Source organism: Micromonospora sp. CA-269861 (assembly GCF_050948505.1).
Taxonomy (GTDB): domain Bacteria; phylum Actinomycetota; class Actinomycetes; order Mycobacteriales; family Micromonosporaceae; genus Micromonospora.
Map to the genome: position 1 here is coordinate 6627346 of NZ_CP192014.1, position 19164 is coordinate 6646509.

Below are 19164 nucleotides of genomic sequence, written 5' to 3' on the forward strand. Positions count from 1 at the left end.
ACACTTGATTTCGCCGACCCTAACGGAGGGAGGCGTGGAGGATCTGGAAGCCGGCCGCGTCCAGACGACTCCTAGTCATCTACCCGGGTGCCCCCGTCGCGGCTCGGCGGTACGGCGCCGTCGACCGGCGACGACGGGGTCGGCATCGGATGTGCCGCGCCGGGGGCCGGAACAGCCACCTGCCCAACTGTCGGCGTCGGCAGTGAGTCGGGTACCGCCGCCGGCAGGACCGGCTCCGGCCGGGGTGTCGAACCGACGTGACCGTGCGGGGTCGGCATCCTCCCCGGGGCGGGCGGGGCGCACTGCCGTGTCAGCCAGTCCAACCCGCGTCGGCGCGCGACCACGGTGAGCCGGTCACCCGCGAAGATCACCTGCCGGGGGTCGAGGTCCTTCCACCAGATCGTCTTGGCACCGCCCGCCGGGGTGCGGGCGATCAGCCGGACCTGTCCGTCCCGGTTGACCACGTCCAGCGGTCGGCCGTCCAGCTCGGAGCCGGGGGCGACCGGCACCTCGGCGACCGGCAGCGCGTGCCTGTCAACCGGGATGGTGCTGATCACGGCGCGTTCGGTGAGCGCCCCGATGAAGGCCGGGGCGGCCAGGTAGGAGACCGACCGGGACACCCCGAGCGCGAAGGTCTCCTCCACCCGCTCGGCGAAGTCACCGTCGAAGAGCCGGAGCACCACCCGCAGGTCGGCACGGAGATCGCGGGCAGCGAGCGCCGCCTCCAGGTTGGCCACGTCGTCGGTGGACGCCACCACCAGTGCCTGGCAGTCGGCCACCGAGGCGGCGGCGAGCGTCTCCGGCAGCGCGGCGTCGCCGACGATCAGCGGCACCTCCAGTTGGCGGGCCAGGGCGGCACCGCGCGGCTCCGGGTCCTTGTCGATGGCCACCACCTCGACGTCGTACTCGCGCAGTTGCGCCACCACCCGCGTGCCGACGTTGCCCAGGCCGATCACCACGACGTGCCCGACCCGCGCGGGTTGCAACCGGCCGGTGTGCAGGGCCAGCCGGGCGTTGACGATGCCGTCCACCACGACGGCGGTGATCAGCGGGATCAGCGCCAACCCGGCCAGGTTGAGCACCACCTGCATGATCTGCGCGTCCGCGGCCTTGGTGGTGTCCGGGTCGGCGCCGCTGAGCGTGGTGACGAGCGTCAGGTACAGCGCCTCCAGCGGAGAGACGTCCTCGGCCCGGGAGATGAGCGCCCCCAGTACCGCGATCAGCGCGAGCACCAGCATCACCGCGATGCCGATCTTGCGGGTGGCGAAGCCGCGTACCGCACCCATCACCACGGTGACCGGACGACGCCGACGCCGGGCCCGGACCAGCCGGCGGGCGGCGACCTCGGTGCCTGGTGGCTGGCCGGTCGCCTCGGCGAGCACCAGGTCGGCGCCGGCCTGCTCGGCCGGCAGCAGCTCCACCCCCTGCGCCTCACTGAGGTGCGCCAGCGCGCAGACCACGTCCTGCGGTCGGACATCGGCCCGCCGCGCCACCCGCAGCGTCTTGTCCCGATGTTGGAAGGAACTGGGGTCGACCTCGTTGAGCGCGGCGGCCACGAAGGCCGGCGCGGCCATCTCGGCGTCGGAGAGCACCTCGACCGGGGCCTTGAGCAGCTTGCGGACGCCGTCGGCGAGGGTGCCGTTGAACATCCGCAGCACCTGGCGGACCCGCTGGTCGACGGCCTGGGCGCAGAGCGCGGCGTGCAGGTTGCCCACGTCGTCCTGGTGCAGCAGGGCCAGCCCGGTCGCGCCGGCCAGCCCGGCGGCCTCGAAGGTGGCCACGTCCAGCCGGTCCGAGCGGACCACCCGGAGCCCGCGCAGCCCGGCCACGTCCGGCCCGTTGCTGCGGTAACGCTCCGGCACCACGACTGTCACCCGGGCCCCGCCCGCCGGCAGCTCGGATTCGAGCAGCGCCCGGGCCACGTAGTAGGCGAGCGCGTCCTTCCCGCAGATCACATAGTGCGGGCGTGGATCACCGACGGAGCGCAGCCGCCAGTTCCACTCGACCGCCCGTCGCGCCCGGTCCCGCCACGGCTCCGCCATGCCCGGATCGTAATCAGCACGGCCCTGGTGGGCGACCCCGTCCGGATCATCCCGTGGCCAGGTATGTCCGCCCCGGCGACGGGTAGAGCAGCGACATGCAGACGTTCCTCCCGTACCCGGGCTTCCTGGCCAGCGCCCGCACGCTGGACCAGAAGCGGCTGGGCAAGCAGCGGGTGGAGGCCATCCAGGTGCTGCGCGGGCTCACCCGGCCCGGGTACGGCTGGCGCAACCACCCGGCCGTGAAGATGTGGGCCGGGTACGAGGAGGCGCTCGTCCGCTACGGGCTGGACATGTGCGCGGTCTGGACCGAACCGGGGCGGGCCGACACCTGCGCCACCACGATGACCGTCGACCTCGCCGCCGCCTGCGGGGCCGGTGTCGTACGGACCCAGGACGAGCTGGCCCGGGCCGGTGAGCTGCCACCGTGGCTGGGCCGCGACGACCTGCACCTGAGCCACCGCTCGTCGCTGCTGCGCAAGGACCCGACGCACTACCGCCCGCTGTTCGGCGATGACGTGCCGGAGGATCTGGAGTACGTCTGGCCCGCCTCCGACCGCCCCCGCCGTTGCCTACCGGCCGACTGAGCCGAGGTGGGGCAGACTGGGCCAATGGCGCTGTCGCAAGTGGTAGGTCGACTGATCGGCGTACGGCAGCATCAGGTCGACCCGGGCGGCGGTGGCGCCGACCGCGTGCCGCGACCGACCACGGCGCTGGTGGTGGGTGGCGGCATCGCCGGCATGTCGGCGGCGGTGGTGCTGGCCGAACGGGGTGTGGCGGTCACGGTGCTGGAGGCGGCACCGACGCTCGGCGGTCGACTGGGCGCCTGGCCGGAGGCGCTCGCCGACGGCAGCCAGCAGAACGAGCACGGCTTCCACGCGTTCTTCCGGCAGTACTACAACTGGCGGTCCATCCTCCGCCGGGTCGACCCTGACCTGGGCTTCCTCAAGCCCATTCCGGGCTACCCGATTCTCAGCGAGCAGTGGCCGACCGAGGAGTTCGGCAGGTTGCCGCCCGCGCCTCCGGCGAACCTGCTCGCACTGCTGTTGCGCAGCCCCAGCCTGCGCCTGGCCGACCTGCGACTGATGGACCGGGACGCGGCGCTGCCGCTGCTCAGCTACGACCCGGTGCGCACCTACGCCGACCTGGACGACACCACCGCCGACGAGCTGCTGGCGTCGCTGCGCCTGCCGGACCGGGCGCGGGCGATGCTGTTCGAGGTCTTCTCGCACTCGTTCTTCAACCACGAGGCGGAGATGTCGGCCGCCGAGATGGTCGCCCAGTTCCACTTCTACCTGCTCGGCAACCCGGAGGGGTTGGCCTTCGACTGCCCCGACGAGGACTACGCCACCGCGATCTGGGCGCCGCTGACCCGGCACGTGGAGAAGCACGGCGGCCGGGTCCTCACCAACTGCGCCGCCACCGGGGTGCACCGCGACGCCGAGGGCTGGCGGGTGACGACCACCGACGGCGGCAGCCATCCGGCGGGTCACGTTGTGCTCGCCGTCGACCCGCCGGCGCTCGCCGCGCTGGTCGCGGCCTCGCCGGCCCTGGTTGAGCAGGCACCCGAGCTGGCGGCGCGGATGCCTGCCTTCGGCACCCCCGGCCCGCCGTACGCGGTGGCGCGCTACTGGTGCGACGGGGACGTGGCCGCCGAGCGGGCGGTGTTCAGCGGCGTGTCCCGCCAGCCCACTCTGGACTCGGTGACGCTCTACCACCGGCTGGAGAACGAGCCGCGGCGCTGGGCGCGACAGACCGGTGGGTCGGTCGTCGAACTGCACGCGTACGCCTGCGAGCCCGGCGTGCCGGCCGAGGAGCTGGCCGAGCGGATGCGCCGCGAGCTGGTCGCGCTCTGGCCGGAGGCCGGCGACCTGCGGGTCCGCGAGCTGCGGGCCCGGGTGGAGGCGCAGGCGCCGGCGTTCACGCCGGGCAGCCACGCCTGGCGACCGGGGGTACGCACCGACGCGAACGGCCTCTACCTGGCCGGCGACGGCATCGCCACGGACTTCCCGAGCGCGTTGATGGAACGCTCGGCCGCGACCGGGATCATCGCCGCGAACCACATCCTGCGCGCCGAGGGCGGCGCGGCCGAGCCGGTGCGCTCGATCCGACCGCGCGGGCTGCTGGCCGGTCGCACCGGGCCAAATCGACAAAACGCAACATAAGCCGCAGGACGCTGCCGTACGCTCGAATGATCAACCGTCGATCGGCCGGGCGGGAGGGCAGCGGGAGATGTCACCACTGCACCGCGTCGGCGCGGAGAACGGTTCGTCGATCGACGAGATCGGCCGCGACGACGCGTACCCGCTGATCCGTGACGAGCGCGCCTGCATCGTCACCGCGCTCCGCCTGGGTTGGTGGATGGCGGACGCCTACCACCACGGGCAGCAGGCGGAGCTGCGCGCCTTCGTCGAGGCCCGCCCGGCCGTGCCGCCGGCCAAACTCTCCAACCTCACCGAGATGTCCGCCCACCGGCGGATGCGGATGTACCTCGACGGGGTGGACGTCGCAGTGGCCCAGATCGCCGACCTCACCCGGCACACCGGGCCGGTGCCCGACACGTCGGCCGCCCGAGCCCTGCTCCCCGACCTGGGCCAGCCCGACCCCGCCGACCCGGTACCGCTGCTGCTCGCCCTCGACGACCTCAACGTGGAGGTGCTGCGCTGGGCGATGGCCGCCAACCACCGGGTCGGGCTGGCCTACCGGCTGGGCCGGTCAGTGGCCGACACCGTCCGGGCCGGCGACGTCGAACAGTTGCTGCGGCAGTTCGGCGGCCGGCACGTGCAGATCAGCAGGTGGTTGGACGAGCTGGCCAGCGTGCTGCCGCCGTACTCGGCAGCGGTGGTGCGCCGGTCACTGGCCGCGTGGGCGGGCGCTGTCGACCGCTCCGGCCACGGGGATCCGACCGAGCCGACACCCGCCGCGCTGAGCAGGGCGCTGCGCGGCCAGGGTGACCTCTGGCGCGACGTGCTCACCGGCGGCCTGCACCCGCGCGACCTGCTCGACGAGGAGGACTACGCGGTGGTCGCCAGGAATCTGATCATCCGGGACCGGCGGCTGGTGGCGCAGGCGGCACGCGGCATCTTCTGGCCGGTGCTCGTACCCCTGCTGTTGGTGCTCTTCGCGGTCGTCGGGGTGAGTGCCGCCGCGGCCGCCGGCTCACCGACCACCCGGGCCACCGTCGCCCTGGTGGGCCTCGGCGCCGGGCTGGCCGCGATCTGGCGCTCGGTCTCCGGGCCCGCGCTGGCGGTCGCCGGCGAGGTCAACCGGCCGCTGCTGGACAGCGAACTCACCGCCCGGATGGCCGTGCGGCTGAACCGGCCACTGACCACCGCCCAGGCGTCGGCGAAAGCAGCGCCCCGCACCCGCCGTCAACGGCGTCCCGAGGAGCCCGGCCGATCGAAATACGTTGCCCGCGTCTCCCGCGTCGACCTACCGTGAGCGCGCAAGGTCAACCACCACCGCGGGAGCAGCTCATGACGATGTCGCACGTCACCACCGTGCCGTCGACGCTGCCCGGTGACGGTTACCGAGCGGAAGGTCCCCGGGCGGGCCGGCCCGACTGACGCGTACCCGTACGCGCCGAGCCGCCCGTCCGACAGCCGGACCGGGCGGCTTTCTGCTGTCCGGCGTCATCGTCACGGAGGGAGATCCCGGTGGACGCCGTCCTCGTCATCAACGCCGACCTCGGCCCGCTGCACCGGGTCACCGTTCAACACGCCGTACGCATGCTCTGCCGTCGGGTGGCCGAGATTCACGAGGCCGAGCCGGACCGGGTGATCGGGGTCTTCCCGATGCCCCGGGTGGTACGGCTGGTCCGCTTCGTGGTGACCCGGTGGAGGTTCAACTCCGGGCCGGCCTGGTCGCGCGCCGGTGTGCTGCGCCGCGACGACAGGTGCTGCGCGTACTGCGGTGGCTCGGCCTCCACCATCGACCACATCCTGCCCCGCTCGCGCGGCGGCCGGAACACCTGGCGGAACACCACCGCCGCCTGCTACGCCTGCAACCAGCGCAAGGGGGACCGGACGCCGGCGGAGGCGGGCATGCCGCTGCGCCGGGAACCGGTGAACCCGGGCTGGGGGGCGCTGGCCGGACGGTGACGGACCGGCCGGCGGGAACGGGGGGCCGCGTCCCGGGTACGTCCGGGGCGCGGCACCCGCCGGCCCCCGGTCAGGCGGCGCTCTCCTTGACCTTCGACTTCAGCCGGCCGCTGGGGCACTGCACCCGGATCGCGCTGCGGTACTCCGCGGAGGTCAACTCGACCTCGATCTGCTTCGCCGGCCCCGGGTCGTACGACTCGGTCCGAAACCCAGGCACGAGTGTCACAGTGAGCACCTCTACCGACTTCCCCACGCAGCGGGCGGTGACCGTCCCGCCACGGGCGTCCACCGGTTCGCCGGCGGCAGGGGTGGGAGTCGGCGCGGCTCCGGTCGGGGACGGGCCCGCAGTGGTGCTGGTCGGCCCCGGGGCCGCTGTGCCTTCTGCACCGGTCGGGGGGCTGGTCCGGGAGGCGGGAGCACTGTTCCTGCTCGGCGGTACGCCGGACCGCCCGGTGTCGACCCCGTCGGTCGGCTCCTCGTCGCGCGGCATTCCCACAGTGGTGGTGCCCGGGCCGCTGCCGGTCGGCGCGGCGCTCTGCCCCTGTCGACGATTGCTGAAGTCACCGAGCGACCCGGCCAGCGCCACCGCGGCGATCACGGCACCGCCGACCGTCAGAATGGCCCGCCCCCGACGCCACGGCCCGCGCCACATCCGCGCCGCCGAATCGCCGGCCGGCGCGGTGCCGGTCAGCCCGCCGCCGGCCTCGGTGCCGGTGGACCCGGTGCCGGGCGGCTTGGTGTCGGTCGGCTTGGTGTCGGTCGGCTTGGTGTCAGGCGGCTTGGTCTCGGTCGGCTTGGTGTCGGGCTCGGTGGTAGGTGACTCTGCGGCGTCTGCCGCCGGTTCGGCGGCGACGGCAGCGGCCTCGGGCGCGGCTGCGCTGGCGGCGGCGAGCAGGATGCCAGCCGCGTCGGCGGCCGGCGGCCGGTCGGCGGGGTCGCCGGCCAGGCACCAGCGGTAGAGCCTGTGCACCTCGGGCGGTACGTCGTCAATCGGGGGCAACTGGTCCGGGTCGACGTGCGTGTGCGCGCGGAGCATCCCGGTCTGCGCCTCGGCGGGCCAGGGCAGCCGGCCGGTGAGCACCCGGTGCAGCAGCAGGCCGAGGGCGTACACGTCGCTGGCCGGCAGCACCTCGCCGGCCTGCAACCGCTCCGGCGCCAGGTAAGCCGGCGTGCCCAGCAGCCGCCCCTCGAAGTCGACCTCGGGCGCGCCGGCGACTGCCGCGATGCCGAAGTCGAGCACCTTCGCCCCGGTCGGCGTGAGCATCACGTTGCCCGGCTTGATGTCGCGGTGCACCAACCCCTGATCGTGCGCGGCGGCGAGCGCCGAGGCCACCTCGGCGCACACCCGCAGACCCGCGCGCGGCGGCAACGGCCCGGCCGCCAACCGGTGCTCAAGGGTGTGACCGCCGAGCAACTCCATCACCACGAACGGGACCTCTTCACCGTCCAACGCCGACTCGCCGTAGTCGTAGACGCTTGTGACGTGCGGATGCGACAGCCGGGCCGCGGCCTTGGCCTCGCCCCGGATTCGCTGCCGGGCGTTGGTGTCCGAGGCGACCAGTACCTTCACCGCCACGTCCCGTTCGAGCACCTCGTCGTACGCCCGGTGCACCGCCGACATGCCGCCGCTGCCGAGGCGCTCCAGGAGCCGGTAGCGGCCCGCAAGCAACTGATCACGCTGCACGACGACAGCCTGCCGTACCGGCAGGAGTTCCGGGTACCCGGGATCGAGATATCGCAATGGGTGCGATCGCCGGCAGGTCGGGTCGAGGCGATCGCGCCGCAGGAGCGCCTGCGGTCAGTCGCCGGTCGGTGGCTGCCAGGCGAAGCGGGGCGTACGTCGTTCGGTGATCGCCGCGACCCCCTCGCGGGCCTCACCTGTCGTCGTCACCTTCCGGTGCCACCAGGCGATCCGCGCGGGCTCGGCCCGATCGTCGACGATCTCCTTCGCGGCGGCGACGCTCAGCGGTGACCGTTGGGCGATCGTCGCGGTCAGCTCGTCCACCCGCGCGGCGAGCCGGTCGGCCGGCAGGACCTCGTCGACCAGGCCGATCCGCAAGGCTCGCTCGGTGTCGATCAGCTCGGCGGTGAAGAGCAGGTGCTTGGCGGCGGACGGGCCGACCAGCCGGGCCAGCCGACGCGTCGTCGGCGCCGGATAGACCAGCCCGAGCCGGGCCGGCGGTACGCCGAAACGGGCGCCGTCCGCAGCGATCCGCAGGTCGCAGGCGACTGCGAGCTGAGCCCCACCGCCGACGCAGGCGCCCCGGATGGCCGCGACTGTCGGCTTGGCGAACCCGGCCAGCCGTTCCTCGGCGGCCACCGCGATGCTGGCGTCACCGGCGTCCAGCAACTCGGCCAGGTCGCCGAGGTCGGCGCCCGCGCAGAAGGTGTCGCCCGCGCCGGTGAGCACCAGCGCCCGTACGTCGGGGTCGGGCTCCAATCGGTCGAGCAGCTCGGGGAGCTGACGCCACATGGCCGCGGTCATCGCGTTGCGCCGAGCCGGGTTGTGCATCACCACTGTGGCGACCGGCCCGGCCACCTCGACTGTCAACTCCGCGTCCGACACATCCGCTCCTTCCGCGTCACCTGAGGCGACGCCGCCAACCTGCCCACCGGCGTCGAGCGCCGGTGCGGCGACCATAACCAAGACGACCGGTCACGCCCGGCGCAGGCGCACTACTGAAGCAATCTTGGACACTTTCCGTTAGCGCGGAACGGAAAGTGTCCAAGATTGCCAGAACGGCGCGGACCGCTTCCGGTCAGACGGGGGAACCGGCGGTTGGGTTCGCGCGTCCGACGAAGATGAGACCCGCATCGACGACCCTCGTCACGGTCGCGCTCCTGGCCGCGCTCGTGACCGGTTGCACCAGCGTCGACCGAGCCCCCACCGCCGCCGACCAGCCCTCGGCCACCACAGTTACCGGCCCGGCCGCACCGGCCACCGGCACCTCGCAGCCGACCACCGGCATCTCGCAGCCGACCACCGCTCCCAGCGTCAGCGCCGGGGCCAGCGGTGTGGCCCCACGAGTGATGTTGCGTGGCTCGGGCGGCTTCGCCGGACGCGGTGACTCCATAGTGGTCGAGCCGGACGGCCAGTGGACCGTGACGGACCGGGCCGGCAGTCGGCGCATCGGTCGGCTCGCCCCTGCCGATCAGGGCCTCCTGGCGGGACTGGCCGCCGACCCCCGCCTTGCCACCGAGGCGCGTCAGCCGACCACAGCGACCAACTGCGCGGACGTGATGCACTACCGCCTCACCGTCGGCAGCAACGAGACCGGGTACGCCGACTGCCCGGCCGAGGGGCCCCCGCCGCCGGCCACCCAGGCGGTGGTCAAGCTGCTCCTGCGCGCGACCAGCACCTACGTCAGATAGTCCGGGGGCAGGCCGGTGCCCCGCAGCTCCGGCGGAAGGTGGGCCACGTCGTTGACGGCGACCAGATTCGGTGGGCCAGCCGCGCTGTACCGGATGACGGTCAGCCCCGCGTTGTGCGTGTTCAAGCCCAGCCACCGCCACTCCGGCGCGTCGAGGGCATGCCGCACCAGCCAGGCGATCAGGAAGCTGTGCGTCACGACCAGCTCGCGGACCGGCTCGCCGCCAGCGGGCCCCTCGCCGACCGGGCCGGCGAACCGCCGCACCGCCTCCGCCGTCACTCGCGGCCCGTCGACCCGCTCGGCCGCCGAGAACTGCGCCAGGAACTCGGCGTACGCGGGCGGCAGGCCAGCCGGGTCCGTGTCGTGTGGGAGGTGGTCACCGGCCAGCTCCGTCTCGTACACCGGAACGTCGGGCAGCGACTTGGTGATCAGCTCGGCGGTCTGCGCGGCCCGGCGCAGCGGCCCGTGATGGACGGCGGCGAACCGTCGCGCTCGCAGGCGTTCCCCCAGCAAGGTGGCCTGCCGCCGGCCGCGCTCCGACAGGCCGGTATCCGGTTCGCCGGCATCCGGCCCACTCAGCTCGGACAGATCCTGCTCGGCGTGTCGGGTCAGGTACAGCAACCGGGTAACCATGGATCCCACCTCAACACACCGGGAGGTACGGGTTCGACCCGCACCTCCCGGTCCCGCGGTCGTCGGCTCAATCGGCCTGGCCGGACGCCGCCCGCGCGAAGGTGACCGACACCCAGAGCCAGCCGGCCGTCACCGCCAGGCCGAACGCCACCATCACGGCCGGTGCCGGCCGGACCATCAGCGTCACCCAGGCCGCCGCGAAGAACACCCCGGTGACCAGGCTGTAGGCGGCTCGACCGCGCGCCCCCTGACGTGCGGCCCGCCGTGCCGCCACCAACGTCGCCACGATCAGCGATACGAAGGCGACCGCCGCCACCAGGAAGTGCAGGCCCCCGTGCCAACTGATCTCACCGGCGCCCCGGGGTGTACCGGGCGGGAACCCGTCGGCCGGGTCGGCGCTGAAGATCGCGGCCCCGACCAGGCCCAGGCCGTACAGCGCGAGCAATCGGGGCAGCCAGACCGATCCACCGCCCCCGCCGGTAAGACGGCGCAGCGCTTGGGCGGCCAGCACGCAGAGCACCCCGGTGACCAGGAACGTGAGGATCTGGATCCAGCCCATCTCGCCGGCGCTCAACACGCTGACCGGATGGCGACGGAAGTCGAAGCCGTCCCGGGTCGCCGCCTGCACGATCGCCGAGCCGACGAAAATCGGGCCGGCGAGCACCCCACCGATCAACAGCACGCGGTCCCGACCAACTGCGGTCGGTCGTACCACTGGAAACGCTGCGGCCTGACTCATCGCCCGCCCCTACGCCCGGGGGAACATCTGGCCGATGCGGATCCGGTTGCCGAACGGGTCCCGGATGCCGAAGTCGATCCCGTACGGGCGCTCGGTCGGCTCGTCGGTGATCTCGACGCCCTTCGCCACAAGGTCCTCGTGCGTCTTGCGGGCGTCGTCGGTGGTCATGAAGAGGTACCCACCGAGGGCACCCTTGGTGAGCAGTTCCCGGACCTGCTCGGCGGTCGCCGGGTCCAGCGCCGGCGGGCCCGGCTTCTCCAACAGGATCTCGCGCTCCGGGTCGCCGGGCAGGTTGACAGTGAGCCACCGCATGAAACCGAGGTCCTGGTCGGTGTTGACCTCCATGCCGAGCTTGTTGACGTAGAAGTCAAGCGCGGCGTCCTGGTCGAGGACGTATATCTGGGAGCGGCTGATCGCGTTCATCGTCATGCCCATGACGCTAGAGGTAGACCGTGACCTGCGCTTATCCAAAACTGCTTGGTCGGGTCCAGGCTTTGGTGAAGCACGACGGCACGTTGGCCGGCGCGACGCGCTGACGCCGGAAATCCGAGGGCGACTCCCCGACGATCTGCCGGAACGTCCGGCTGAACGTGCCCAGGCTGCCGAAGCCGACGGCGTAGCAGATGTCCGTCACGTCCCGGTCGGTCTCCACAAGCAACGCCATCGCCCGCTCCACCCGACGGCGTTGCAGGTAGCGGTGCGGGGTCTCACCGAAGGTCGCCCGGAAGGTACGGATGAAGTGGGCCTCCGAGACGTGCGCGATCCGGGCCAGCGCGGGGATGTCGAGAGGCTCGGCGTACGCCCGGTCCATCGCGTCCCGGGCGCGCAGCATCGCCCGGTTCGACTCCTCCACCGCGCGGCTCATCGGGCCCCCGTCTCGCTCCGCTCGTGCCCGGCCCAGGTTACCGCCGGGCACTCCGCCGTCGGGTCGGGTGGCGCGCCGCTCCACTCGGGGCATCCGCGGTGGCGGATGGTCAGATCTTCCTCGTGCTTCCCACAGGCTCGACGTGAGCCTCGGAATCCGGAGCGATGCCGTCGTCGGTTCGTTCAACGCTGACGTATCTCAACTGCCGCGCCCTCCGCCAATGCTTGGAGTCGCGGCAGGGCCGGTTGGAAAGGTCTGATGGAATTGGAGCCCCCGGCCGGGATCGAACCGGCGACATCTCGCTTACAAGGCGAGTGCTCTGGCCAGCTGAGCTACAGGGGCGCGTGCGTCGAGGTCAGCATAGCGACTGACGTCCGGTTATCCCGATCGCGAGGCCTCCCGAGCATGGGAATCGTCAACAACCCGACGCACACTCGTTAGACGCCGCGTCGATTGATGTCTGACCGTGCCGGAGTGACCGGAATGCGTAGGCCGTGTGCGGTGTTCGGCGGCTCCTCGCCTTGGCAGCACGGGTAAACGCGTTTACGGTTCACTGACACGGACGACATCCGGGCGCCCCCGCGACCGCGCTGCCGTCCGCTGACCGGCACGGACACGTGCCGGTTGCTCCTTCACTCGGATCGTCCGGCACGTTCCTGCCGGTGAAAGGAAGCGCTTCACCATGGCTACGGTCACCTATTCCAAGGCGTCCCGGGTCTACCCGGGCCAAGAGCGTCCCGCCGTCAACGAGCTGGACCTCGAGATCGGCGACGGGGAGTTCCTCGTGCTGGTCGGCCCCTCCGGTTGCGGTAAGTCCACCAGCCTGCGGATGCTCGCCGGCCTGGAGGACGTGGACGCCGGTTCGATCTACATCGACCAGCGTGACGTCACCCACCTTCCCCCGAAGGCCCGCGACATCGCGATGGTCTTCCAGAACTACGCCCTCTACCCGCACATGACGGTGTACGAGAACATGGCGTTCGCCCTCAAGCTGCGCAAGACCTCCAAGTCGGAGATCGACCGGCGGGTCAAGGAGGCGGCCGGGCTGCTCCAGTTGGAGGAGTACCTCAGCCGTAAGCCGAAGGCGCTCTCCGGTGGTCAGCGTCAGCGTGTCGCGATGGGCCGGGCGATCGTCCGCGAGCCGCAGGTCTTCCTCATGGACGAGCCGCTGTCGAACCTCGACGCGAAGCTCCGTGTGCAGACCCGTACCCAGATCGCGTCCCTGCAGGCCAAGCTGGGCGTCACCACGGTCTACGTGACGCACGACCAGGTCGAGGCCATGACCATGGGTCACCGGGTCGCAGTGCTGCTCGACGGTGTCCTCCAGCAGGTGGACACCCCGCGGGCGCTCTACGACACCCCGGCCAACGTGTTCGTCGCCGGCTTCATGGGCTCTCCCGCCATGAACATCAAGACCGTTCCGCTGAACGAGCGGGGCGCCGAGTTCGCCGAGCTGCAGATCCCGCTGACCCGGGAGCAGGTCGAGGCGGCCCGCGCCGAGGGTGGCGACGGCAAGGTCACCGTGGGCTTCCGCCCGGAGGACTGCGAGCTGGTCAGCCCGACCGAGGGCGGCATGCCGGTCGTGGTCGAGCTGGTCGAGGACCTCGGCTCGGACGCCAACGTCTACGGCCACGCCGCGCTGGGTGGCAACTCGGAGCGCTTCGTCGTCCGCACCGACCGGCGCAGCATGCCGAACATGGGTGACACCGTGTTCGTCAAGCCGGTCGCCGGTCGCAGCCACGTCTTCCACGCCGCCACCGGTGGCCGGATCTGACGTAACGCCGCACCGACAAGGGGCGGTCCGCTTCGGCGGGCCGCCCCTTTCGTCGTACCAGAGCGGGCCTTTCGCCCTGTGGAGCCAGCGCGGAAGTGGCCCCGTGGGGTGACTCGGCACGGCTCGCCGTTCTCGTACGGCCGCCGCCGGGCTGGCCGCCCTGATCGGCATCGCCGCCGTGCACCAGCGGCTGACCCGACGCCTGGACGGCGAGCGCGGACCGCTCTGGTTGCTTCCGACAGTGCTGCTGATGGCGGTTGCCGGGGCGCTGCTCTTCGTCTCGTGGACCCGTCAGATCTGACACGAAGGCCCCCTCCCGCGCTCGGCGGGAGGGGGCCTTCGTCCACGTGCGTTACAGCTCGACGGAGCGCCGACGGGCAACCTCGGCCAGGGCGACCGCCGCCGCCACGCTGGCGTTGAGCGACTCGACCTCGGAGATCATCGGAATGCTGACGGTCAGGTCGCAGGTCTCCCCGACCAGGCGGGAAAGACCGCGCCCCTCGGAACCGACCACCACCACCAGCGGACCGACAGCGGCCTCCAGGTTGTAGAGGTCGGTGTCGCCGTCGGCGTCCAGCCCGACGACCATGAAACCGGCGTCCCGGCACGCCTTCAGCGACCGGGTCAGGTTCGTCACCTGCGCCACAGGCACCCGCGCGGCCGCGCCGGCACTGGTCCGCCAGGCGGTCGCGGTGATCCCCGCGGCACGACGCTCGGGTACGAAGACACCCTGCGCGCCGAACGCGGCAGCCGACCGGATCACGGCGCCCAGGTTGCGCGGGTCGGTCACACCGTCCAGCGCGACCAGCAGCGGAGCCTGCTGCTCCAGGGCAGCGGCGACCATGTCCTCGAACGGCTGGTACGCGAAGGGCGGCACCTGCAAGCCGACACCCTGGTGCAGCACCCCGCCGGTCATCCGGTCCAACTCGGCGCGGCTGATCTCCAGGTTGGCGATGCCCCGGTCGGCGGCGGTCCGGATGATCTCGTTGATCCGGTCGTCCATGTCGATGCCCTGGGCCGTGTAGAGCGCCGTCGCCGGCACGTTGGCGCGCAGCGCCTCCAGCACCGGGTTACGCCCGACCAGCAACTCAGGGCCGTCCTTGGACGGGTTGGACTTGCGCCCCGGCGCGACCCGGGGGCCGGACCGCCCGGTGGGCTTGCCGCCCCGTCCGCCGGCGGCACCCCGACCGACAGGTACGCCCCGACCGCCGCCCCTGCCCCAGGTGGTGTCCTTGCTACCCGGCTGACCGATCTTGGGGGCGCGCCCCTCCTCGGCCGCCGCGCGGCGCTCCTTGTCCTGCTTCCAGGCGGTGCGCTGCGGCAGCTTCTCGGTGCCCGAGTAGCCCTTGTGCCACGGCCGCTCGTCCGCGGGCAGGGTGCGACCCCGCCCGGCCAAGGAGTCCTTGTTCTTGCCGCCGGTGCCCTTGGGGGCGCCTGCCTTCGACGTCAGTCGCCGGCCACGGCGCTGCGAGTTGCCGGCCATCAGTCCTGCTCTCCAATAGTCCAACGGGGGCCCTGGGGGGTGTCCTCGACCACCACGCCGGCCAGCTTGAGCTGGTCACGCACCGCGTCCGCGGCGGCCCAGTCCTTGCGGCCCCGAGCCTGCGCACGCTGCTCCAGGGCCAGCGCGATCAGGGAGTCCACCACGGCACGAAGATCGTCCGATCGGCCGCCGCCGGTCCAGGCCGGGTCGAGGGGGTCGATCCCGAGAATATCCAGCATTGCCCGCGCCACGGCCAGCGTGGTGCGGACGGTCACATCATCGCCAGCGCTGAGCGCGGTGTTGCCGTCCCGAATGTGCTGTTGCAGCACTGCCAGCGCGGCGGATGTGTTGAGGTCGTCGTCCATCGCCGCGGCGAAGCCGGCGGGCAGCTCACCGACCTGCCCGGCACCGACCCGCTCGGCGGCTCGCTGCACGAACCCCTCGATCCGCCGGTACGCGGTGGCCGCGTCGCGCAGCGAATCCTCCGAGTAGTCGATCACCGAGCGGTAGTGCGCGGCGGCGTAGTAGTAGCGCAGCTCCACCGGCCGCACCCCGAGCGAGTCCACGTACGCCAGGCCCAGCGCGTTGCCGGCGGACTTGCCCATCTTGGCCCCGCCGATGCTCAGCAGCCCGTGGTGCACCCAGAAACGGGCGAACGGCAACCCGGCCGCCTGGGACTGGGCGATCTCGTTCTCGTGGTGCGGGAACGTCAGGTCCAGGCCGCCGCCGTGGATGTCGAACTCGGGCCCGAGGTAGCGCCAGCACATCGCCGAGCACTCGATGTGCCAGCCGGGCCGGCCCAGCCCCCACGGTGAGGGCCAGTAGGCATCCGCCGGCTCGTCCGGTTTGGCGCCCTTCCACAGCGCGAAGTCCCGCGGATCCCGCTTACCCCGATCCGGGGCGTCCCCGGCCGACTGCATGGCGTCCGGAGACTGACCCGACAGCGACCCGTACGCCGGCCAGGACGCCACGTCGAAGTAGACGTCGCCGGAGCCGTCACTCGCCGGGTACGCGTGCCCGTCGGCGATCAACTTCGTGATCAGCTCATGCATCTCGGGGATGTGCCCCGTGGCCCGCGGCTCATAGGTGGGCGCCAGCACGTTCAACGCCCGGTACGACTCGGCGAGCAGCAACTCGTTGGCGTACGCGATCGACCAGAACGGTCGACCCTGCTCACCCGCCTTGACCAGGATCTTGTCGTCGATGTCGGTCAGATTGCGAATGAAGGTGACCTCGTAGCCGGCGGCCAACAGCCAGCGGCGCAGCACGTCATAGTTGACGCCCGAGCGAAGATGACCGATGTGCGGCGGGGCCTGGAGAGTGAGACCACACAGGTAGACCCCCACCTTGCCGGCTTCCCGCGGGACGAAGTCCCGCACCGATCGGGTGGCGGTGTCATACAGGCGTAGCGTCACCGTACAAGGGTAGCTGTCCGTGCCTGTCCGGGTCCGCCGGTGCCGGGTCGTACGCTGCCAGGCGTGGATGCGACCGCACGCTCCGGTGGCTCCGGTGACACACCAGCCAACCCCACCGCCCCCGCCGACCCGCCCTTCGGACGGGCCGACGCTGGTGCAGGGCCGGCCGACCCCGGCACGGGGCGGCGCGACACGGCGTTCGGGCCGGCCGACGCTGGGGTGGGGCGGGCCGACGCTGGGGTGGGGCGGGCCGACGCTGGGGTGGGGCGGGCCGACGCTGGGGTGGGGCGGGCCGACGCTGGGGTGGGGCGGGCCGACGCTGGGGTGGGGCGGGCCGACGCTGGGGTGGGGCGGGCCGACGCTGGGGTGGGGCGGGCCGACGCTGGGGTGGGGCGGGCCGACGCGGTTGCCGGGCGGGGCGGGGAGACGTCGCAGACGCTGGACCGGGGGTTGCGGCTGCTGCACCTGGTCGCCGACGCCCCAGGCGGTCTGACCGTCACCGAGGCCGCGAGTCGGCTCGGCATCGGCCGGGCCGCCGTCTACCGTCTGGTCAGCGCGCTGACCGGGCACGGGATGCTGCGCCGCGACGGAGACGGTCGGCTGCGCCTCGGTGCCGGGTTGCTGCACCTGGCTCGCCGGGCCCAGCCGCTGCTCGCCGAGGGTGCGCTGCCCGCGCTACGCCGCCTCGCCGAGCAGGCCGGCGCGACCGCGCACCTCACCGTCGTCGAAGGTGGAGAGGGCGTTGCCCTGGCCGTGGTCGAGCCGAGCTGGACGTCGTTCCACGTCGCGTACCGGTCCGGGGCACGACATCCACTGGACCGGGGAGCGGCGGGCCGGGCGATCCTGGCCGGCCGAGCGGGATCGGCGGAGCCGGTGAGTAGCAGTGGAGAGTTGCAGGCCGGGGCGTACGGGGTGGCCGCGCCGGTGCTCGGCGTACCCGGCTTGGAGGCCAGCGTCGGCGTGGTCGCGCTCGCCCCACTGGACGTCGACACGATCGGCCCCCAGGTGCTGGCCGCCGCCCGAACCATCACCGCCGCCCTCAGCTGACCCCACTCACGCCCCACCGCTCGCCGTCCCCGACGGCTTGATCAACTCGGGTCCACGGAAGTCGCGGTGTCCCACGGCCAGCGACGGCCCGACTTTCAGGAACGCGAGTGGGTCACCTCCCGTCGGCGGCCCGAATGCCTGATCAGTCGGTCGATCCGACTGGCGCCATAGCACGATCGGCAGGTGGATTCGTGGTTGTCCACAGGTCCGGCGGAACGCGCAGGCGCGGTTGTCCACAGGGGTTTCGGTGGTCGATCGGTGGTCGGCAGGCTGCACTGCATGCCACCACGCCCGCATCGCCCCGATGCCCTGACCTGGCAGGTCTTCCGCGGCTCCGACGCCGTCCGGGACGGCCTGCTCACCGAACATCAGCTGCGCAACTCCGCCTGGGTGCGGTTACGCCACGACATCTACGCCGACGCGCGGCTGGATCGGGACCACGCCCTCGCGTGCCGTGCCGCCCTCCTCCGGCTACCGCCCGGCGTGGTGGTCGGCGGCCCGTCGGCGGCCTACCTGCACGGCGTCCAACACGCCGCGAGCTTCACCGACGATGTGCACGTCCTCGTGCCCCGACCGCTGCGGGTCGGCCCACAACGCGGCCTCAGCGTGCACGTCAACGCCATCACCCCGCTCAGCGCGGGCGCTCCGCCGGCCCGGGCACACCAGCCGGACGCGGGCCGACCACCGGATGCGGGACGCATGCCGGACGCGGGCCGACCACCGGATGCCGGACGCATGCCGGACGCAGGACGACCACCGGATGCCGGACGCATGCCGGACGCAGGACGGCCGGCAGGCATGGGACGAATGCCCGATGCAGGGCGTCCGTCGAGCGCCGGACGTCCACGTGATGCAGCGCGACCTGCGGGAGCAGGGCGCCCACCTGGCGGTGGAGTGTCACCACGCCCGGCACGGCAGCTGGCCCGGCCGGCCGCAGTGTCCGTCAGTGCAGGAGGCATGGCGACGGTCAACCGGTACGACGGGTGGCCGACGGCCAGCACGCCGAGGTTCAGCGAGCAGGACCTCCAGATCCCCCGGTCCGATCCCGGACGGGCCGCCTGGGAGACGGCGGTCTGGCTCGACCCGGTCCGGGCGGTCGCCATCGTCGACTCGCTGCTCGGGCAGGGGCTGGCCGATCGGGACACGCTGGCCACCTTGGCCGCGCGCAACGCCGACCGGCCCGGCGGGCGACGGGCGCGTTGGGTCTTCGACCTGGCTGACGGCGGAGCCGAATCTCCGCCGGAGTCGCACCTACGCGTGCGGTTGGTGCTGGCCGGGTTGCCGCGCCCGGCGGTTCAACATCCGGTACGCCTGCCCAGCGGCGTTGTTCTGCACCCCGATCTGGCCTGGCCGCAGTATCGGGTAGCGGTCGAGTACGACGGGAAGTGGCACTCCGACCCGGAGCAGCTACACCGCGACCGCCGTCGGCTGAATCAGCTGGTCGCTGCGGGTTGGCTGGTCCTGCACGTGACCAGCCGACGGCTGCACGGTGAGTTCCCGGCGGTGCTTCGGGAGGTGCGTGACGCCCTGGTCAGCCGTGGATGGCGCCGGGGATCGTCCACATGACCGGGATCATCTCGAGTTCCTGGAAACCGCGCCATCCGTCAGGCACCGACAGCGCGCCTTTCAGGAACCCGAGTCGATCACCACCGAGATCGGGCACCGAGTCCCCGGATGGCGGGCCTGAGACGGCAAGCA

At 72.4% G+C, this 19164-nt stretch carries 19 protein-coding genes and 1 tRNA gene; 9 read left to right on the forward strand and 11 right to left on the reverse strand.

What is annotated here, in order from left to right:
* Nucleotides 1–71: 71 nt before the first annotated feature.
* Entirely contained in the window at nt 72–2042 is a 1971-nt protein-coding gene (locus ACQP0U_RS30510; protein WP_433313802.1) for an NAD-binding protein, read from the reverse strand.
* Between the two features lie 95 nt (nt 2043–2137).
* On the opposite strand from ACQP0U_RS30510, the gene ACQP0U_RS30515 reads away from it, so the two are divergent.
* From ACQP0U_RS30515 to ACQP0U_RS30530, 4 genes are all read left to right on the forward strand, one after another.
* Nucleotides 2138–2626, forward strand: a complete 489-nt coding sequence (locus ACQP0U_RS30515) for an MSMEG_6728 family protein (protein ID WP_357183605.1) — start codon at nt 2138–2140, stop codon at nt 2624–2626.
* A gap of 24 nt (nt 2627–2650) precedes the next feature.
* Nucleotides 2651–4204, forward strand: a complete 1554-nt coding sequence (locus ACQP0U_RS30520) for an FAD-dependent oxidoreductase (RefSeq protein WP_433313805.1) — start codon at nt 2651–2653, stop codon at nt 4202–4204.
* Nucleotides 4205–4271: 67 nt separating this feature from the next.
* Nucleotides 4272–5480 carry a hypothetical protein gene (locus ACQP0U_RS30525; RefSeq protein WP_433313808.1) on the forward strand — a complete coding sequence of 403 codons (1209 nt, stop codon included), beginning with the start codon at nt 4272–4274 and terminating at the stop codon, nt 5478–5480.
* 215 nt (nt 5481–5695) lie between these two features.
* A complete protein-coding gene (locus tag ACQP0U_RS30530) occupies nt 5696–6139 on the forward strand; it encodes an HNH endonuclease (RefSeq protein WP_196920045.1) in 444 nt (147 codons plus the stop codon).
* 70 nt (nt 6140–6209) lie between these two features.
* Here ACQP0U_RS30530 and ACQP0U_RS30535 read toward each other — a convergent pair whose 3' ends face one another.
* Together ACQP0U_RS30535 and ACQP0U_RS30540 are read right to left on the reverse strand one after the other, a co-directional pair.
* Nucleotides 6210–7823: a protein kinase domain-containing protein gene (locus ACQP0U_RS30535; protein WP_433313811.1), complete on the reverse strand. Its 1614-nt coding sequence runs from the start codon at nt 7821–7823 to the stop codon at nt 6210–6212.
* 114 nt (nt 7824–7937) lie between these two features.
* Nucleotides 7938–8651 (reverse strand): enoyl-CoA hydratase/isomerase family protein, encoded by a 714-nt coding sequence (locus tag ACQP0U_RS30540; protein ID WP_433321283.1) that lies wholly within the window; start codon nt 8649–8651, stop codon nt 7938–7940.
* Nucleotides 8652–8941: 290 nt separating this feature from the next.
* On the opposite strand from ACQP0U_RS30540, the gene ACQP0U_RS30545 reads away from it, so the two are divergent.
* Entirely contained in the window at nt 8942–9511 is a 570-nt protein-coding gene (locus tag ACQP0U_RS30545; RefSeq protein WP_433313814.1) for a hypothetical protein, read from the forward strand.
* Here ACQP0U_RS30545 and ACQP0U_RS30550 read toward each other — a convergent pair.
* The 5 genes from ACQP0U_RS30550 to ACQP0U_RS30570 form a co-directional block, all read right to left on the reverse strand.
* Nucleotides 9499–10143, reverse strand: a complete 645-nt coding sequence (locus ACQP0U_RS30550) for a histidine phosphatase family protein (RefSeq protein WP_433313816.1) — start codon at nt 10141–10143, stop codon at nt 9499–9501. The two genes, ACQP0U_RS30545 and ACQP0U_RS30550, sit on opposite strands and share 13 nt — an antisense overlap.
* A gap of 67 nt (nt 10144–10210) precedes the next feature.
* Nucleotides 10211–10882: a DUF998 domain-containing protein gene (locus ACQP0U_RS30555; RefSeq protein WP_433313819.1), complete on the reverse strand. Its 672-nt coding sequence runs from the start codon at nt 10880–10882 to the stop codon at nt 10211–10213.
* Between the two features lie 9 nt (nt 10883–10891).
* On the reverse strand, nt 10892–11311 hold the full coding sequence (locus tag ACQP0U_RS30560) for a VOC family protein (protein WP_088952055.1): 420 nt from the start codon (nt 11309–11311) through the stop codon (nt 10892–10894).
* 34 nt (nt 11312–11345) lie between these two features.
* On the reverse strand, nt 11346–11747 hold the full coding sequence (locus ACQP0U_RS30565) for a helix-turn-helix domain-containing protein (RefSeq protein WP_433313822.1): 402 nt from the start codon (nt 11745–11747) through the stop codon (nt 11346–11348).
* Between the two features lie 265 nt (nt 11748–12012).
* Nucleotides 12013–12089: transfer RNA gene (locus ACQP0U_RS30570), tRNA-Thr, on the reverse strand.
* Nucleotides 12090–12429: 340 nt separating this feature from the next.
* On the opposite strand from ACQP0U_RS30570, the gene ACQP0U_RS30575 reads away from it, so the two are divergent.
* Together ACQP0U_RS30575 and ACQP0U_RS30580 are read left to right on the forward strand one after the other, a co-directional pair.
* Nucleotides 12430–13521: an ABC transporter ATP-binding protein gene (locus tag ACQP0U_RS30575; protein ID WP_433313825.1), complete on the forward strand. Its 1092-nt coding sequence runs from the start codon at nt 12430–12432 to the stop codon at nt 13519–13521.
* Nucleotides 13522–13699: 178 nt separating this feature from the next.
* Nucleotides 13700–13822: a hypothetical protein gene (locus tag ACQP0U_RS30580; protein ID WP_433313828.1), complete on the forward strand. Its 123-nt coding sequence runs from the start codon at nt 13700–13702 to the stop codon at nt 13820–13822.
* Between the two features lie 51 nt (nt 13823–13873).
* Here ACQP0U_RS30580 and rlmB read toward each other — a convergent pair whose 3' ends face one another.
* Complete coding sequence (gene rlmB, locus ACQP0U_RS30585) at nt 13874–15004, reverse strand: 23S rRNA (guanosine(2251)-2'-O)-methyltransferase RlmB (protein WP_433313831.1); 1131 nt, start codon at nt 15002–15004, stop codon at nt 13874–13876.
* The gene (gene cysS / locus ACQP0U_RS30590) at nt 15004–16419 is read right to left on the reverse strand and encodes a cysteine--tRNA ligase (RefSeq protein WP_433313834.1); all 1416 of its coding nucleotides are present in this window, start codon (nt 16417–16419) and stop codon (nt 15004–15006) included. The genes rlmB and cysS overlap by 1 nt, the downstream gene beginning before the upstream one ends.
* 387 nt (nt 16420–16806) lie before the next feature.
* Here cysS and ACQP0U_RS30595 point away from each other — a divergent pair, with 387 nt between their 5' ends.
* Nucleotides 16807–17466: an IclR family transcriptional regulator gene (locus ACQP0U_RS30595; protein WP_433321286.1), complete on the forward strand. Its 660-nt coding sequence runs from the start codon at nt 16807–16809 to the stop codon at nt 17464–17466.
* A 471-nt stretch (nt 17467–17937) separates the two neighbouring features.
* Here the strand turns inward: ACQP0U_RS30595 and ACQP0U_RS30600 are convergent, their stop codons facing one another.
* Nucleotides 17938–18078 (reverse strand): hypothetical protein, encoded by a 141-nt coding sequence (locus tag ACQP0U_RS30600; protein WP_433313837.1) that lies wholly within the window; start codon nt 18076–18078, stop codon nt 17938–17940.
* Nucleotides 18079–18423: 345 nt separating this feature from the next.
* On the opposite strand from ACQP0U_RS30600, the gene ACQP0U_RS30605 reads away from it, so the two are divergent.
* The gene (locus ACQP0U_RS30605) at nt 18424–19032 is read left to right on the forward strand and encodes an endonuclease domain-containing protein (RefSeq protein WP_433313840.1); all 609 of its coding nucleotides are present in this window, start codon (nt 18424–18426) and stop codon (nt 19030–19032) included.
* The last annotated feature ends 132 nt before the right edge of the window (nt 19033–19164 follow it).

What these genes read in the sequence shown, in the direction of transcription:
- ACQP0U_RS30510 (WP_433313802.1), bottom strand. Translation starts at nt 2,042, where the DNA reads ATGGCGGAGCCGTGGCGGGACCGGGCGCGACGGGCGGTCGAGTGGAAC.
- ACQP0U_RS30515 (WP_357183605.1), top strand. Translation starts at nt 2,138, where the DNA reads ATGCAGACGTTCCTCCCGTACCCGGGCTTCCTGGCCAGCGCCCGCACG.
- ACQP0U_RS30520 (WP_433313805.1), top strand. Translation starts at nt 2,651, where the DNA reads ATGGCGCTGTCGCAAGTGGTAGGTCGACTGATCGGCGTACGGCAGCAT.
- ACQP0U_RS30525 (WP_433313808.1), top strand. Translation starts at nt 4,272, where the DNA reads ATGTCACCACTGCACCGCGTCGGCGCGGAGAACGGTTCGTCGATCGAC.
- ACQP0U_RS30540 (WP_433321283.1), bottom strand. Translation starts at nt 8,651, where the DNA reads ATGCACAACCCGGCTCGGCGCAACGCGATGACCGCGGCCATGTGGCGT.
- ACQP0U_RS30545 (WP_433313814.1), top strand. Translation starts at nt 8,942, where the DNA reads ATGAGACCCGCATCGACGACCCTCGTCACGGTCGCGCTCCTGGCCGCG.
- ACQP0U_RS30550 (WP_433313816.1), bottom strand. Translation starts at nt 10,143, where the DNA reads ATGGTTACCCGGTTGCTGTACCTGACCCGACACGCCGAGCAGGATCTG.
- ACQP0U_RS30555 (WP_433313819.1), bottom strand. Translation starts at nt 10,882, where the DNA reads ATGAGTCAGGCCGCAGCGTTTCCAGTGGTACGACCGACCGCAGTTGGT.
- ACQP0U_RS30560 (WP_088952055.1), bottom strand. Translation starts at nt 11,311, where the DNA reads ATGACGATGAACGCGATCAGCCGCTCCCAGATATACGTCCTCGACCAG.
- ACQP0U_RS30565 (WP_433313822.1), bottom strand. Translation starts at nt 11,747, where the DNA reads ATGAGCCGCGCGGTGGAGGAGTCGAACCGGGCGATGCTGCGCGCCCGG.
- ACQP0U_RS30575 (WP_433313825.1), top strand. Translation starts at nt 12,430, where the DNA reads ATGGCTACGGTCACCTATTCCAAGGCGTCCCGGGTCTACCCGGGCCAA.
- rlmB (WP_433313831.1), bottom strand. Translation starts at nt 15,004, where the DNA reads ATGGCCGGCAACTCGCAGCGCCGTGGCCGGCGACTGACGTCGAAGGCA.
- ACQP0U_RS30605 (WP_433313840.1), top strand. Translation starts at nt 18,424, where the DNA reads ATGGCGACGGTCAACCGGTACGACGGGTGGCCGACGGCCAGCACGCCG.